Here is a 15,930-nt window from a genome sequence, read left to right as displayed (position 1 = left end):
CAATATCGTGCCACCACCGCCTGTGGTTATTACCGGTATATTTGAGGGTAAACTACGTCCTGTAGCCCTATTTCAATCACCTAAAAACCGCCCCAAAATGACCCAAAACCACTCCGCCCAAAGACCTGAATATGATCTGCTCTGAAATTAGGGCATAAGGCTCTAATTTATTGATCATATCAAATGCTTTCGCGGGTGGTACCGAAAGTGCTGACGTATCACATAGCCTCATGAAAACTTTAAGATGCAAAGAGGCCAATCATAACCTGGCTATCCTTTAGAAGAAAAATGCCTTTTTACCAATCTTCAATAAAGATATATCTATGGATGGCCGCCTTTGATAGTTGAATAATTATTGACAATATAAACTTGTTGGAGAAACGTGCTGCATGTTATATTGTTGGAAGGGATTTAACCATTTATATTAAGCACCGCCCTGGTTAACTAAACCCGATAGGCAGGAAAGCCTTTGCCTGCGCGCAAGGCTGGTTTACCGGGGCAAAGCTTGTACAGATAGCGTGGCTACCAAATCAGGAAGCACTACTGCAGTACCTTTTCAAGAAATTTTACTTGGTATTATGGCCTAAAAAGTATTGCCACTTTTGTTGGTTATAATGCGGTAAACTACCCAGTTATTGGTTTCGAATACCTTACGGAAATTTACATTGGATATGCTGTGGCGGATAAGGCCGATGTATTTATCATTTAGTTGTGTGTAGCCCGATACTACGTTACTGGTGCTTGCTACAACTACATAATCTACAAACTTATCGGGCGTTTCAAGCGCGCTGAGGTAGTTGCCCTGGTAAGGCATAGTAATGGGCTTAATATCGTGCGTAAAGGCTATAACGCTGTAAGCGATGGCATCGTCCAGCAGCACCTGTGAATCTGACGGGAGGCTGTTAAGATAGTTGGCCACCTCTTCGTTATCGCGCTGGGTATCGGCTTTTTTGTCTTTAAAGAAAACGTTTATAAAATTCTGCTCTTCGGGTATTGATGACGTTCTTAAGAAATACCAGCCTGTGTATAATTGAATTAACACCGTTGCCAGCAGCAGCAATTTAAATACACTTTGGTTTTTTACTACTTGGGCCTTAAATATTACGCATAGGTAAGCCAGTATTAAAAATATCATATAGTATTGGTAGGCCAGGAAAACCTTGTCGTACTTGATGTGTAAGAACTCGATGAAAGCGAACGGTGTAAGTATGGTTAATACCTGGTAAGTGCTTTCGCGGAACAGGTATATGGCTATCAGTATCATGGGTGCGAACAACACTACACGAAAGGACATCAGGATAGAGGTTTCGGGGATCCGGTACGCGGTATTGGTGGTAAGCTGCTCAAAACTTAGCTTATCTACCAGTACATTCCAGGTAGCGTAGGGGCTTTCGGCAAAATAATTAAGATCGCTTGCGTGGGTAAGGTTTAAAAGTTTATAACAAAGCACCGCCGCCAAAGGCAGGCTAAATAAGATGATATACAGCGCGAATGTTTTGTTGATAAGCTTACGCCTTAACGACGGGCTATTAAAGCTTAAAAATAGCCTGAAAATAGACTCCTGCTCGCCCAGGTTTAAACTGTGGATAGTGATGGATAGCACCAGCGGCAAAAAAAACAGCGTAAGCCATATGAACCTGTAGTCGCAAAAAATAAGGATAACTAAACTTAAGCTGGCTATGGATACGTGAAACGTTGTGTTTGACCGATAAAACTTAAACAGGTTAAGAAAGAACAGGAAGAAGAAGATGAGGATCAAATAAATGCCTTTGCCAGATGCCGCGGTATAAATAATACCGGGGTGGAACAAAAATAGAATAAGCAATAACCAAACGTAACCATCATCATTTAAGCGTTTTGCTATGGTAGTTGCTATTACGTGGAACAATATAGCAGTACCAACAGCTGATGCCAATACGGGTGCCAGCGACTGGCTGATGACACTAAATAAAAACGTTGCATAAAACGGAATGATTGGGGCAGTTAAGCCCATTACCTTTAAACGGTTACCTAACCCCTCAAAAACTATTTTAGATTTTTCGATATAAAATAACGACTCGTGGTTGTAATACCCAAGGTTATTAAGGTAAATACCACATACCAGGTAGTAAACTATCAGTATAAAGGTTAATATAATAAGATATAGCGTGCCCGTTAGCTTCATATTATTTTACAACGTTTGTTGGGCTGTTTACTTTACTTAATCCGTGGTTGGTTTTTTCCCAGTAGAACGGCTTTACAATTAGCTGATACAGCCCTTTATAGGCCGATATGGAGTGCATTAGCCAGTAAATTGGGTTGGCTACAGCAAACAGGATGAGCTCGTAGTAGCGCCTTTTAAATACCGCTATCATGTTGATGTATATCATGAGGATGTTGCCCACCATGAGGTTAAAGATGGACATGAACAGTACCCAATCCGGGAAGAGGGTACGGATGCCGGAAAGATCAAATACAACGTAACAGATAAAGAAGATTAGTAACAGCGGGTATACCAAAAAGATAATTGGTGTAGCGCCTATAAAGAAATTGAAACCCAGGAAACCTTTCCAGCCAATTTCTTTCCAAAAGTCAACCGGGTGGCGCATGTGTACCAGGTAGGTTTGCATGTATCCCTTGATCCAGCGGCTACGCTGGCGAATCCAGTTAAACGGCTCGTTATTGGCTTCTTCATAAGTGGTAGAGTTAATGATGGCAACTTTATAACCCTTTGCATAAACGCGCACACCAAGGTCGGCATCTTCGGTTACGTTAAAGGGGTCCCATGCGCCAAGTTCTACCAGTTCATGCAGTTTAAAGTGGTTACTGGTACCGCCCAATGGGATAGGGATATCAAGGGTATCCAGCCCCGGCAGCATATAATCAAACCAGTACGAATACTCCAGGGTAAACATACGGGTTAGGAAGTTCTCGTTACGGTTAAAGTAGTTTAACGCGCTTTGTACGCAAATGTATTCTTTAGGCAGCTTGCCAAATAAAGAAACAACTTTTTTAAGCTGATCAGTATCGGGGATATCCTCGGCATCATATATAGTTAGGTACTTGCCGCGGGCAAAGTGCAGGCCGTAGTTACAGGCTTTAGGTTTTGTTTTGGGCATATGATAGGGTACTACTATCACCTCAAACACCGCGGGGAAATCAAGGTTTTTTACCGCGTTAAACGTTTTATCGTCCTCTTCTTCTATCAATAGCTTAATATCCAGCTTATGGCGTGGATAATCTATCGATTGCAGGTTCCAGATGAGTTTTTTGATCAGCTTATCTTCCCTAAATACCGGCAACAATATGGTGTAAATGGGCAGGTCATCATCGTTTAACAATTTTAGTTCCTCTTTGGTTACGGCCTGGTGCAGCTCGAACCTTGAACCCACCAGGGCCAGGAAAAGCTTAAATATAATGGCCACCAAAAAGAACGAACTGATGATGACGTTGATGATGATGGATGTGTTCTTAAAGCTTAGCACAAGGCCAATGGCAACTATGGCTATGATCACAAATATCACAATAAGCTGCGCGGTTGAAAAGGTTACCACCGCAGAGCTATCCGGATCGCGCTTCATCAGCTCAAATACAGCCGACTTGGTATATTTATCGCCCAGTAACTTGTTGCTAAGCCAGGTAATATCCAGATCGGATGCCAGGATAATCTCGGGCTCCATATCGTAAGTAAAGCGGATAAAATCTATAAACAGGGTATCATCCGGCGAAGCCATTAAACAAACCACCTTGCCATTTTGGATACGCAGCGGCATGGCCAAACGGTCGTGCGCAAAGTTGAGGTCTATTTTGCTGAGCACCTCTTCGTCATAGGCTTCATCACGGGGATGCTCGTTAAGCGTATACCCCGCGTTAAGTATGCACCGGTCGTAATTTTTACGTGAAATATATCCCGAAGTGAGCGCTATCTTGATGAAGGATAACCCCGATTCATTTGAATGTATTTCAATTGCATCGCGGTCACCTGCTGTGATAAACCCATCATTAGTCAACAATTCAGGAATTGATATACTCATGAATAAATTAATATATAATTAAAACCTTGTGCCTCTGCTTCGTTAAACATTAGTCGTTAAAAAGTTCCTGCGATTTTTGGACCTTTGAACGGATGTAAAGGAATGATAACAGTATAAGCACCAGTATGCCTAATAAGATGTAAAGGTTGTAAGTATCCCAGAAACGGGTTAACGCGCTCTTGGTGTCAATGTACTCCAGGTTCTCGCTTGATTTATTTATATTAAACAGGTATTTGTTATTGTTAACATCAGAGATACAAACGTTACTGCTCAGCGTTGATAGCCGCTCGGTAATTGATTTTGATGCAGCAAGGAAAGCATCGGCCAGGTGTTTACCAGTGGCGGTTAATACCAGCGTTGCATTGTTGCTTCGGCCATAGAAGATCTGGGCCAAACCGTTTGATGTTGTATCTGACAGCGAGTACACCACCGTATTATTATCGGTATTGTACAGCCTAAAGTTGCGGTTAAACTTAATAGGGGCATCCGGGAACTCTTCCAGCAACTTATCATCCTTAGATAATAAGGCTATAATGTTATTCTTTTTAAGCTCTGATGGTGTTTTGGCAATATCCTCAGAGTATATAAACTCAGGGAAGTTATTAGCATTAATGTTATTGTTTAGCTCATAAACGATCTCGCCCATGGCGCCTGCAGCATATTTGGCATATGGTTTTGATACCACTATGCGGGTTGTGCCGTTGTTAAACGCTTCAGGATATTGGTAGAAGCTTAGATCGCTGGTGATGAACGGGTTTTTAGATTCCAGGTATGATTTATCAGCGTCTATCTCGGCAAAAAAGTTGGTAAAGCTGTTTTTACAGTTACCATTGTTAGGGTAAAATCTAAACTCGGCCTCAAGTGTGTTGTACTTGTGGTGCTGGTAACGGTTAATGGTAATAGATGAGTTTAACTTACCCGATGCATCTAATTTTTCGCTGCTTAACAATAGGCCGTTAAGGTATATGTTAAAAAAACCACGGTCGCCCGGGTTTAGGGCGCTGTAGTTAGCAACTATGCGGATCTCAACCTCTTTGGGGGTAAAGCTAAAATCGGAGTTTTTAAAGTTGAACGAGCTTTTTAACGAGCCGATACCTGACAAGAAATCGCTATTACCGCCAATTTGCTTTAACGTTAGTTTAGAGCGGTTCTCATCAATAGTTTTAAAGAAGGTATTTTGTGCTTTATTTACCAAAAGGTAATCGCCAAAGGTTGAGTTAAGCACATTCATATTGCCTAAAGCGGTAATGGTTTTTTCGTAACCTGCGTCATCACCACCGGTAACAAACAATATCTCTGTAGGTACAGATTCTAACAATACCGATTTAACAGATGTAAACCTGCCGCCTGCATCAACCATACGGGTTACCGTATCGGTTACCGTAGCTACAGATTTATGCAGGTATAACAAGCCCTGGTTGGCTTGTGGTGTAACTTTTACTAATGCTTGTTTATTTGCCGGTAAAGTTGGCATGGTACCAACCATAATGTAGTTACGTACGCTATCCGGTAATTTATCTAATTCGTAAACACCAATGTTTTTGGTTTGTGTTTTCTTTAATCTCGAATATGCCCAGGCAACCGCCTTAAGATCATGCAGGCTTGGGTTGCTGTTGTAAACTATGGCTGTTTTTGAATCGAAACAATTGCTGATGTTTATATTATTGAAGAAGTTTTTACTGCTTTTTAACAACGACAGATAAGAGTAGTTCTTGATTTTTAACCACATGGCCGGGTTATCCAGGTCGCGACATTGGTCGTCTGTAATGGTTAAAAGTGTTTTAACGGTTACTTTAAGGTAGTTATCTGTTGAGATATCAACCTTAGATAATGGAAAAACAATTTTCTGGATAGAGTCTTTTGTTAAGCGGCCGCTATATACCGGTTTGGTACCAACAAATAAGTTGATGTATGACTTGTCGCGGATCAACGCCTGCGACGGTTCAAAGTATATAACCAGCTTACTACCGTTTATTTCATACTGAGGGATGATCTTGAAATAAAAGGAACTGGCGCCACTCATACCAAATATGGGTTCGTCATCGTTATGGCCCATTGCTTTAAAGGACATAATTTTTTGGGAGTACGAGGCCGTGGTAATTAGTATGAAAGCCAGGAAAGTCAGAAATCTTTTCATCAGATTATAGTCGTTAGTTTATTACGTAAAATTCTACTCTAAAATAGTTGCCGTTATCGTCGCTACGGTAAATAAGCTCACCACCAAGCTCTTTGGTCATTAGTTTGGCAATAGAAAGGCCCAGGCCTAGCCTGCTCTCCATAGGGCCCGATGCATCATTAAGCGTTTTTAGCTTGTTAAACATCATTTCAAGTTCTTCCTGCCCAATGGCAACACCCTCATCAATAATCTCGAACACAAATTTCTGGCGTTGTAAATTGGAAACAACTTTTATATCGTTGTTGGTTTGCGAAAACTTTATAGCATTTGAGAGTAAATTTTGAAAAATCTGGCCCACAAATACTTTGTCAAGTTTTACGTTAAGCGGCAGTTTTAAAATGTTATCCGTCAAATGGATATTTTTCATCTGGGCCGTTTCCTGCAAGCCCTTAAATACATGGTTAACTTCGGCGTTAATATCAAATATCTCCAGGTTAAATTTCATCTCCGGCGACTCGATCTCCTTAACATCCATAAGCTTGTTAAGCATGTACTGCATTTTTTCGGCACTCTCACCAATATAGCTGGTATAGTCTTTTTGGTCGGAACTGAGGCGGTAATCCTCTTCTTTAAGCATGTTGTTGCTCATCATTATAGAACCTATAAGGTTCTTTAGGTCGTGGCCGGCAATATTTATGAAGCTGTTTTTTTGATCGTCAAGCTTGCGTAGTTGCTCGTACTGGCGGTCAATAATATTATTTTTTTCGTTGATGTTTTGGTTTTGTTCTTTAAGCTGTTCGTTGCTTTTTTCGATCAGGAGCTGCGAGCGTACATCGCGCGCAATAACTTTGTAACGCGCGTTGGGTATTAAACAGGAAATGAAGGCAATAATGAAGAAAACTTGCCCGCCGTTGCTAATAACAAGGTCTAATGTGTACTCGCTAAAAAGGTTATAAAATATGGCAAGCAATAATAATGCTGCTAAAGTTTGAATGATAGAGTTTATAGGCTCCCAAAAAACCTGCAGGTTAAAAAACAATATGATGGTTGCGTATATTAGGTAGTAAGTATTCTGCTGTTGAATATTAACTACATTACATAAAATTGCACACGTAATTGATAACAGGAAGAAGGCGATATGCAGCAACGTTCGGTAATTATACCTGCGCGCCTGGAAAAAACTGTACAAGCCGTATATAATAAGTACAGTAATAATACGTACAATTAAAAACTGCACCCAAATGTTGTTTGCGTATATAAAATCGACAATACTGAAGATGGGGTAAAGGAATATAATTGTCCAGATTATATTATTAGTTTGATACCAGGCTTTTTTGGATATCTCTTTTGTATACTCTTCTTTTGAAATTTGAACAAACATTTTGTGTTCTTAAATTATAATAAATAAGTTAACTTTTAATAAGCACTAAAACATTGAAAAATCCAGTTCTCAAAAATACGTTTCCAAAACTGTTTATAAACCTGCCTATTATGATATTAATTATAATAATGCAGTGTAATATTGCAAAAAGTAATCCAATATTTTTAACCGAAAGGCAAATTGCCTTTAATAGAGCTAAAAGTATTGGGCCCGGCGTAAGTGTATCCTGGCTGGAGCAAACCTGGAACAAGGATGTTTTAAGTATAAAGCCCATTAAAAATGCCGATTTTGAGTTAATAAGACAACTTGGGTTTAAAAGTATTAGGCTGCCTGTTGCATTTGCATACTTCCAAAGCCAAAATATTCCGGTTGAGAAAGTATTTACTCATATTGATGAAGTTTTGAAACAATGTAAGGCGCATGGGCTAAAATTTATTATTGATTATCATTATGGTAATTTAAATGATACTAATTATTTAACTGAAACGCCAAAGCTTATTAACCTATGGCTTATATTAACTAATAGATATAGACGGGAAAGCCCGGAAATAGTTTTTTTTGAGTTATATAACGAGCCGCCCCACATGAACCCCAAAGTGTGGAAAGATGCTTCTTACAATATTGTAACCGCCATCCGTAAGGTTGATAAGAAACGCACTTTAATTGTAGGCGCATCAAACTTTAACAGCATTTACGAGTTAAGCCGTATGGAAAGGCTTGCCGATGAGAACATCATTTACACCTTCCATTTTTATGAGCCGTTTTTTTTTACACACCAGGGGGCAGATTGGGTTGGCAACCAAATGGCTACCACGGGGGTGCCGTTTCCATATAATGTAAAAACATACCCGCCGTTAAACCCAAAAGCAGTTGGTACATGGGGCGAGCATAATTATTACCAGTACTGTACCGATGGTAACGAACAATCGGTACACGATAAATTGCTAATTGTAAAAAACTGGGGGGCCAAGTATGGCGTACCTATATTATGCGGCGAGTATGGTGTATATAATAAGTATGCCGATGCAGACAGCCGTTGCAGATATATAAAGGCGGTACGTAAAAATTTAAAGGAAATGGGCATACCGGGGATAATGTGGGATTATAATAACAACTTCTCGATATTTAATGGCCCACCCGCAATTAACAACTTAAGCGACTGTATGAAACAGGCGATTGATTATACCGGGGCGAAATAATATTATAGATTTAAATGATTAACTTTGCCCACCTAAGATAATACTATGAAGTTTTTTGAGGATAAACGTAAAGAAGTAATGGGGCATATAGAGAAGTTCATGCTTGAAAAGATGAGCGAGTATCTTAAGCCTATCGATACCATTTGGCAGCCGTCAGATTTTTTGCCTGACGCGTCGAGGGGTACGTTTTTTAGCGAGATAAAAGAGATGCAGGAAAGCGCAAAGGGCTTATCTTATGACCTTGTTGCCGTGCTGATAGGCGATACCATTACCGAAGAAGCCCTGCCTACCTACGAATCGTGGTTAAGCATGGTTGAAGGTGTATCTGATAACGAAGAAGGTGGCTGGATGAAATGGACTCGCCACTGGACAGCAGAAGAGAATCGCCATGGCGATCTTTTAAACAAATACCTTTACTTAAGCGGCCGTGTTAATATGCGCATGATGGAGGTATCTACCCAATACCTTATTGCCGATGGTTTTGACATAGGTACCGGCCACGACCCATACCGTAACTTTATCTATACATCCTTTCAGGAGCTGGCAACAAATGTATCTCACCGCCGCGTAGCCTCACAGGCTAAAAAGGATGGAGATGCGCTGTTATCAAAAATGTGTGGTGTAATTGCCAGCGACGAAGCCCGCCACGCTAAAGCCTACAAATACTTTATCGAAAAAATATTTGAGGTTGACCCTAACGAGGCTATGCTTGCCTTTGAAGATATGATGCGCAAAAAAATTGTGATGCCTGCCCACTTCCTGCGCGAGATTGGTTTGAAGATCGGCCAAACATTCGGCCACTTTACCGATGCTGCAGAGCGTTTGGGTATTTACACTGCTATCGACTACGTTGATATATTAAAAGAACTGATAGAAGACTGGCATATCGAAAGCGTTACTGACCTGAAAGAGGACGGCGAAAAGGCCCGTGATTACATCATGAACCTGCCAAACCGCCTCATCCGCGTTGCCGAACGTATGAAAAACCCAATGCTGGAATATAAGTTCAGCTGGATCAACGGATAAGCTATAACAGATATTATGAAACCCGCTTTGTTTTTGCAAAGCGGGTTTTTGTTTTTTCACCCTCTTTGTGTAGCAAAAGGGGTAGACCAGCGAAGCGTATTAGGGGCGAGTAAAACTATTACACTACCCCTCCTGCACCAGATCCGTTCCCCGTCCATTCGAGATATCATCAAATAAACTGTTTAGGATAGATTCTACCGTGATGTTGTTTACATCGTCCACATAATGCTCGTTGCGGGTTATCCAAAGCTCATCGTGCTGCACGGCAATGGTGAACAGAACGCCCTCATAAAACTCTGGTTGCGTGATTTCGACGCCTGCCGGGGTATTACTTATGGTAAAACTGATGTCGCTTTGCTTTTGCTTATGGAAAATGGGGTTAAGCCTCTCGTTAATGTGATTGTAAAGCTCGTTAACGTTAACAGGTTTATGCAAGGTGATGATCTTCATGGCGGTAATGTTTGATATATTTACAATTGGCATACACGTATTGTTTACCGGCATTTTTATTTGCGGTTTTAAAAACAGGAGTTTTGCTTACAGCGTTTACATAACAAATACATCACTATGAAATATAAATTACTGGGCCGCTCGGGCCTTAAAGTATCCGAACTTTGTTTAGGCACCATGGGCTTTGGCACCCAAGGCGGATGGGGCGCAGATGCCGCAACCAGTTTCGAGATCATGGACGCATACGCCAACGCCGGCGGCAACTTCCTGGATACGGCCAATATCTATAAACTTGGCACCAGCGAAAAGATCATTGGCGACTATCTGTCGACCCAGGACCGCGATTACTTTGTGCTCGCCACAAAATATACTTTAAAGGATAATATAACCAACCCCAACGCCAGCGGGAATAGTCGCAAGAACATGATGCGTAGCGTGGAGGACAGTCTTAAACGTTTAAAGACGGATTTTATAGATGTGTTATATCTGCACATTTGGGACGATATTACGCCTATAGATGAGGTGCTGCGCGGCCTGGACGACCTGATTAAACAAGGTAAGGTAACCTATGCCGCCATAAGCGACACCCCTGCCTGGGTAGTAGCAAAAGGCAACACCCTTGCCGAGCTGATGGGCTGGAGCCAGTTCATAGCCTTGCAGGTGGAATACAGCCTGCTTGCCCGTACTGCCGAGCGCGAGCTGATCCCGATGGCTAAACATTTCGGGATGACGATTACGCCATGGGCACCATTGGCCGGTGGCGCATTAACCGGTAAATACCTAAAAGGCGACAAAGGCCGCATTAAAGCCGACAGTAAGCGCCTGGATGCCCGCGCCGAAAGTATCACCAAAGTAGTAATGGAAATAGCCGAGGAACTTGGTGTATCTGAAAGCCACGTAGCCCTGCAATGGACCATGAGCAAAGGTTTCAGTTGTATCCCAATTGTTGGCGCTACCAAAATTGACCAATTAAAAGATAATCTGAAAACAGTGGACGTTGTATTAACCCCGGAGCATATTGCCAAACTGGACGATGCCAGCAAAATAGAATTAGGTTTCCCGGGAGATTTCTTCGCGGAAGAGGCTGTGAAGGTAAACAGCTTCGGTGGGTTTTATGATAGGGTAGAGAAGAGGTGATAAAGAGGATAAAACACGCGTCATTGCGAGGAGCGATAGCGACGTGGCAATTTTCGATAAGCGGGTCGCCTACTTTTCTATCGAAGATTGCCATGCTACGCTCGCAATGACGGGTTGGTTTAGAGACGCGGTACTTCGCGTCTTTTTGCATTTAAGACGGCCGCGTTAGGGATAGCAGTGTAAACCCCGGAATGTAAGGCGGCATCTATCGGCAGCCTGAAATGAGGAGTTGCAACGGATAGCCCGGGCCGCAGGCAACGCCCATAAAATAATAATAGTTTAAACCGCCGCTTTTCTACTTAACGATAACTGCTTTTACCTAATTAAATCACTTAACAAACCAAATCCATCAAAAAACCTATCCCGATTTTACGCTAACCCAATAACCTAACCCCATCCCTCTTTACCCGTCCAATAATTCCTCATAAACCATTTGTAAATTAAATAAATAGGCGTATCTTTGCAGTCCCGTAATTACGGGGTAAAGTATACGTTTAATAAATTTAATTAAAAGCAAGTGAATACGTTAAGTTACAAAACTGTCTCAGCCAACAAGAAAACCGTTAATAAAGAATGGGTTGTTGTTGATGCAAACAATGAGATTTTGGGGCGCTTGTGTACTAAGATCGCAATGATGATCAGAGGTAAACACAAGCCAGGGTTCACCCCACACGTAGACTGCGGAGATAATGTGATCGTTATCAATGCAGACAAGGTTAAACTGACCGGAAACAAATTCAGCGAAAAGCAGTATGTTTCTTACACCGGTTACCCGGGTGGTCAGCGTTTCATTTCTCCAAAAGAGTTAATGGTAAAGCATCCTGAGCGTGTGATTGAAAAAGCCGTACGTGGTATGTTACCTAAAAATCGTTTAGGCCGTGCTATTTATGGTAACCTGCATGTTTACGCAGGTGCAGAGCATCCTCATGCCGCTCAAAATCCAACAACCATTTAATTTTTAATCACAAGGAGAAAAGAAAATGCCAACAACTAACACTTCAGGCAGAAGAAAAACCGCTGTGGCCCGTATCTATTTGAACGATGGCACCGGCACCATTATCGTTAACGGTAAAGATTACAAAGAGTACTTCCCTACCTTACCATTACAGTACATCGTTATGCAATCAACAGAAGTTTCTGGCTCTGCCGGTAAATTTGATGTTAAAGTAAACGTTGCAGGTGGTGGTGTTAAAGGCCAGGCAGAAGCCGTTCGTTTAGCTATTGCGAAAGCTATTGTTGAACTGGATCCGGAGAAAAAACCAGCATTACGCGCTAAAGGTTTAATGACACGTGATGACCGTATGGTTGAGCGTAAAAAACCAGGACGCAAGAAAGCACGTAAGAAATTCCAATTCAGTAAACGATAATTTAAGGAGGACACAAACAATGGCAAGAACAACATATCAGGACTTACTGGATGCAGGTGTACACTTTGGTCACCTTACCCGCAAATGGGATCCGAAAATGTCACAGTACATTTTCATGGAGCGTAACGGTATCCACATTATAGATTTAAATAAAACCTTATCAAAGGTTGAAGAGGCTGCTGCAGCAATTAAACAAATTGTAAAATCAGGTCGTAAAATATTATTCGTAGCAACAAAGAAACAAGCGAAAGATATCGTAGCTGAATATGCAAAAGGCGTAAATATGCCTTACATCACCGAGCGTTGGTTGGGTGGTATGTTAACCAACTTTGCTACCGTACGCAAGTCGATCAAAAAGATGTCAAACATCGATAAATTGACTAAAGACGGTACTTATAGCAACCTTTCTAAGAAAGAGCGTTTGATGATACAGCGCGAGCGTATCAAATTAGAAACATTGTTAGGTGGTATTGCGGATCTAAACCGTTTACCTGCTGCGTTGTTCCTGATCGACGTTAAGAAAGAGCACATCGCAGTATCTGAGGCTTTGAAATTAAACATCCCGACTTTCGCGATGGTTGATACAAACTCTGATCCTTCGAACATCGATTTCCCTATCCCGGCGAATGACGATGCTACCAAATCAATTTCATTGATCACCGGTATTATCATCAAAGCAATCGAAGAAGGTTTAGATGAGCGCAAACGCGAAAAAGAAGACGAAACTGAAAAAGAAGCAGCAGCTTCAAAAGCAAAAGCTGATGCTCCTGAAGTAGCTGACCGCTCTGAAGGTGGCAAACGTAAAAGGACTGCAGAAGTAACCGCTGAGGCTACTGAAACTGAGGCTCCTGCTGCTGATTCAACAGAAGAATAATTTTAAGTGAGTGGTGATTAGTGAATAGTGAGTTGTTTAAACTTACCGTTTACTATTCACCACTTACTCATTAATAAAATTTAGTGCTGGGGATGATAAGTAAAACAACTACTCACCACCACTACCCACTATTTAACCAAAACAAAATGTCTACAGTACAAATATCTGCATCAGATGTAAACAAACTGCGCCAGCAAACAGGTGCGGGCATGATGGATTGCAAAAAAGCTTTAACTGAAACCAATGGCGATTTTGAAGCTGCTATTGATTTTTTAAGAAAAAAAGGTGCTAAAGTTGCTGCAAGCCGCCAGGACCGCGAATCTAACGAAGGTGTTGTTATAGCACGTACTTCAGAAGATTTCAAAACAGGTGTTGTTATCGAACTTAACTGCGAAACAGATTTTGTGGCTAAAAACGCTGAGTTTGTTGCTTTCGCTAACGAAATTGCAAACGCGGCTGTTCAAAGCAAACCTGCTTCTATCGAAGCCCTTTACGACCTTAGTATCGACGTTGAAAATACTACTGTAAAAATTGGTGATGCTATCATCGACAAAACAGGTAAGATCGGCGAAAAGATCGGCGTATCTAAATACGAAGTTATCGAAGGTGATAAAGTTGTAGCTTACATCCACGGTAACTACCGTTTAGGTGTATTGGTTGGTTTAAGCAAAGATGTTGCCGGCGCTGATGAAGCAGGTAAAGACGTTGCAATGCAAATTGCTGCCATGAACCCTGTTGCTATCGATAAAGATGGTGTTGATTCAACAACCATCGAACGTGAAACTGAAATTGCAAAAGATCAGATCCGCGCGGAAGGCAAACCGGAAGCAATGGTTGAAAAGATAGCTGCAGGTAAACTGAACAAATTTTACAAAGACTCTACCTTATTAAACCAGGAGTTTGTTAAAGACTCTTCTAAAACTGTAGCACAGTTCTTAGACGCGGTTGATAAAGGCCTAACCGTTACAGCATTTAAGCGAGTAGCTTTAGGAGCTTAATTATATTATCCCCCCTCGTTATTAACGAGGGGGATTTTTTTTGCTTGCCCCATCCAACCTTCCCCGGTAGGGAGGGCTTTGTTGCAAAAGGGGATTAGTTAAAATTAAATATAAAGTCTCTCCGCTAACCAGCGGAGGAGATTATTCACCGGGTATATTCCTTATGGTGTTCATGAGGGCTATATCGTTTAGAGAGGGCTTATATGATAACAGCACTTTACAACCTTAAACTCATCTCCGGCGGTACCATCGCCAAGGGCAAAGCCGTTTTAATTAAAGGCAGCCATATAAACGCTATTATTGACGAAACCAGCATCCCTGCGGATGCTGAAAAGAAAGACCTTAACGGCGCTTACCTTGCACCTGGTTTTATCGACCTGCAGATCTATGGCAGCGGCGGTAAACTGTTTGCCGGCAAACCAGAAGTATCTGCCCTAAAACGTATGGAGGATGACCTGCTAAACCAGGGAACTACAGGCTTCTTTGCAACCATCGGGACAAACACCAATGAGATTGTTGAGGCAGGCATCGCGGCAGCAAAAGAATACCGCGCAAATGCAAGGGGCAACTTTTGGGGCGTACACCTGGAAGGGCCATATTTAAACGTAGCCAAAAAAGGCGCACACCCTGCCGAACTGATCAAGAAAGCAACGCTTGCCGAAGTTAAAAGCTGGGTAGAACAGGCTGATGGTGTTATCACGATGATAACCATTGCGCCGGAGCTACAGGACCAGGACGTGATAGATTACCTGCACGCGCAGGGCATCATCATATCATCCGGCCATAGCAATGCTACTTACGAGCAGGGAAAAGGCTTTTTAAATAAACCGATCCCGGCGGTAACGCATTTGTTTAATGCCATGCCGCAAATGCACCACCGCGAACCGGGATATATTCCAGCCATATTCGAAGAAAAGCCATATTCCAGTATTGTTGCTGATGGTAACCATGTGGATTGGCCGATGATCCGTTTAGCCAAACGCGAGCTGGGCGATAAATTATTTTTGATAACTGATGCCGTTACCGCGGCTACCGAAGGCGCTTATCAGCACCGCTTAGAAGGCAACAAATACGTAATGCCCGATGGTACGCTATCCGGATCAAGTTTAACCATGCTAAAAGCCGTACAAAACTGCGTAGAGCATGTAGGGATTGAACTGGCTGAAGCCGTTAACATGGCAACTCTTTATCCTGCGGAACTTGCCGGAAAAAAAACAAAGGGTAGGATAAAGGCAGGCTTTGATGCCGATCTGATCATCTTTAACGCACAATTCCAAACACTGGCAACGATATTGCAGGGGAATTATTTAACACCTACAACATAAAACTTTAACAATACCATTTATTATCTATTTTTGATAAATCTTCC

General features: G+C 41.8%; 13 protein-coding genes. 8 read left to right on the top strand and 5 right to left on the bottom strand.

From position 1 onward, the window contains the following. Nucleotides 1–583: 583 nt before the first annotated feature. Genes NAF17_RS17890 through NAF17_RS17875 form a run of 4 tightly spaced genes read right to left on the bottom strand, consistent with a single transcriptional unit; the run spans nt 584 to nt 7,510 of the window. Nucleotides 584–2,164 carry a hypothetical protein gene (locus NAF17_RS17890; protein WP_252759396.1) on the bottom strand — a complete coding sequence of 527 codons (1,581 nt, stop codon included), beginning with the start codon at nt 2,162–2,164 and terminating at the stop codon, nt 584–586. Nucleotide 2,165: 1 nt separating this feature from the next. Then, nucleotides 2,166–4,013, bottom strand: a complete 1,848-nt coding sequence (locus NAF17_RS17885) for a glycosyltransferase (RefSeq protein ID WP_252759395.1) — start codon at nt 4,011–4,013, stop codon at nt 2,166–2,168. A gap of 49 nt (nt 4,014–4,062) precedes the next feature. Further along, nucleotides 4,063–6,150, bottom strand: a complete 2,088-nt coding sequence (locus NAF17_RS17880; protein WP_252759394.1) for a cellulose biosynthesis cyclic di-GMP-binding regulatory protein BcsB — start codon at nt 6,148–6,150, stop codon at nt 4,063–4,065. Nucleotides 6,151–6,163: 13 nt separating this feature from the next. Next, nucleotides 6,164–7,510, bottom strand: coding sequence for a sensor histidine kinase (locus NAF17_RS17875; protein WP_252759393.1), 1,347 nt, complete (start codon nt 7,508–7,510; stop codon nt 6,164–6,166). 110 nt (nt 7,511–7,620) lie between these two features. Between NAF17_RS17875 and NAF17_RS17870 the strand changes: the two genes are divergently transcribed. Continuing rightward, nucleotides 7,621–8,709: a glycoside hydrolase family 5 protein gene (locus NAF17_RS17870; RefSeq protein WP_252759392.1), complete on the top strand. Its 1,089-nt coding sequence runs from the start codon at nt 7,621–7,623 to the stop codon at nt 8,707–8,709. Nucleotides 8,710–8,754: 45 nt separating this feature from the next. Further along, a complete protein-coding gene (locus NAF17_RS17865; RefSeq protein ID WP_252759391.1) occupies nt 8,755–9,735 on the top strand; it encodes an acyl-ACP desaturase in 981 nt (326 codons plus the stop codon). Nucleotides 9,736–9,858: 123 nt separating this feature from the next. Here the strand turns inward: NAF17_RS17865 and NAF17_RS17860 are convergent, their stop codons facing one another. Further along, complete coding sequence (locus tag NAF17_RS17860) at nt 9,859–10,218, bottom strand: hypothetical protein (RefSeq protein ID WP_252759390.1); 360 nt, start codon at nt 10,216–10,218, stop codon at nt 9,859–9,861. An 84-nt stretch (nt 10,219–10,302) separates the two neighbouring features. Here NAF17_RS17860 and NAF17_RS17855 point away from each other — a divergent pair, with 84 nt between their 5' ends. From NAF17_RS17855 to nagA, 6 genes are all read left to right on the top strand, one after another. After that, nucleotides 10,303–11,322: an aldo/keto reductase gene (locus NAF17_RS17855; protein ID WP_252759389.1), complete on the top strand. Its 1,020-nt coding sequence runs from the start codon at nt 10,303–10,305 to the stop codon at nt 11,320–11,322. Between the two features lie 517 nt (nt 11,323–11,839). Then, complete coding sequence (rplM, locus tag NAF17_RS17850; RefSeq protein WP_252759388.1) at nt 11,840–12,277, top strand: 50S ribosomal protein L13; 438 nt, start codon at nt 11,840–11,842, stop codon at nt 12,275–12,277. A 25-nt stretch (nt 12,278–12,302) separates the two neighbouring features. Next, nucleotides 12,303–12,689 (top strand): 30S ribosomal protein S9, encoded by a 387-nt coding sequence (gene rpsI, locus NAF17_RS17845; RefSeq protein WP_252759387.1) that lies wholly within the window; start codon nt 12,303–12,305, stop codon nt 12,687–12,689. Between the two features lie 19 nt (nt 12,690–12,708). After that, nucleotides 12,709–13,563, top strand: a complete 855-nt coding sequence (gene rpsB / locus NAF17_RS17840; protein ID WP_252759386.1) for a 30S ribosomal protein S2 — start codon at nt 12,709–12,711, stop codon at nt 13,561–13,563. Between the two features lie 146 nt (nt 13,564–13,709). Then, on the top strand, nt 13,710–14,561 hold the full coding sequence (tsf, locus tag NAF17_RS17835) for a translation elongation factor Ts (RefSeq protein WP_252759385.1): 852 nt from the start codon (nt 13,710–13,712) through the stop codon (nt 14,559–14,561). Nucleotides 14,562–14,764: 203 nt separating this feature from the next. Then, nucleotides 14,765–15,886: an N-acetylglucosamine-6-phosphate deacetylase gene (gene nagA, locus NAF17_RS17830; protein ID WP_252759384.1), complete on the top strand. Its 1,122-nt coding sequence runs from the start codon at nt 14,765–14,767 to the stop codon at nt 15,884–15,886. Nucleotides 15,887–15,930 lie beyond the last annotated feature (44 nt).

The organism is Mucilaginibacter aurantiaciroseus (assembly GCF_024055595.1).
GTDB lineage: Bacteria > Bacteroidota > Bacteroidia > Sphingobacteriales > Sphingobacteriaceae > Mucilaginibacter > Mucilaginibacter aurantiaciroseus.
This window is presented reverse-complemented; position numbering and strand designations above follow the sequence as displayed.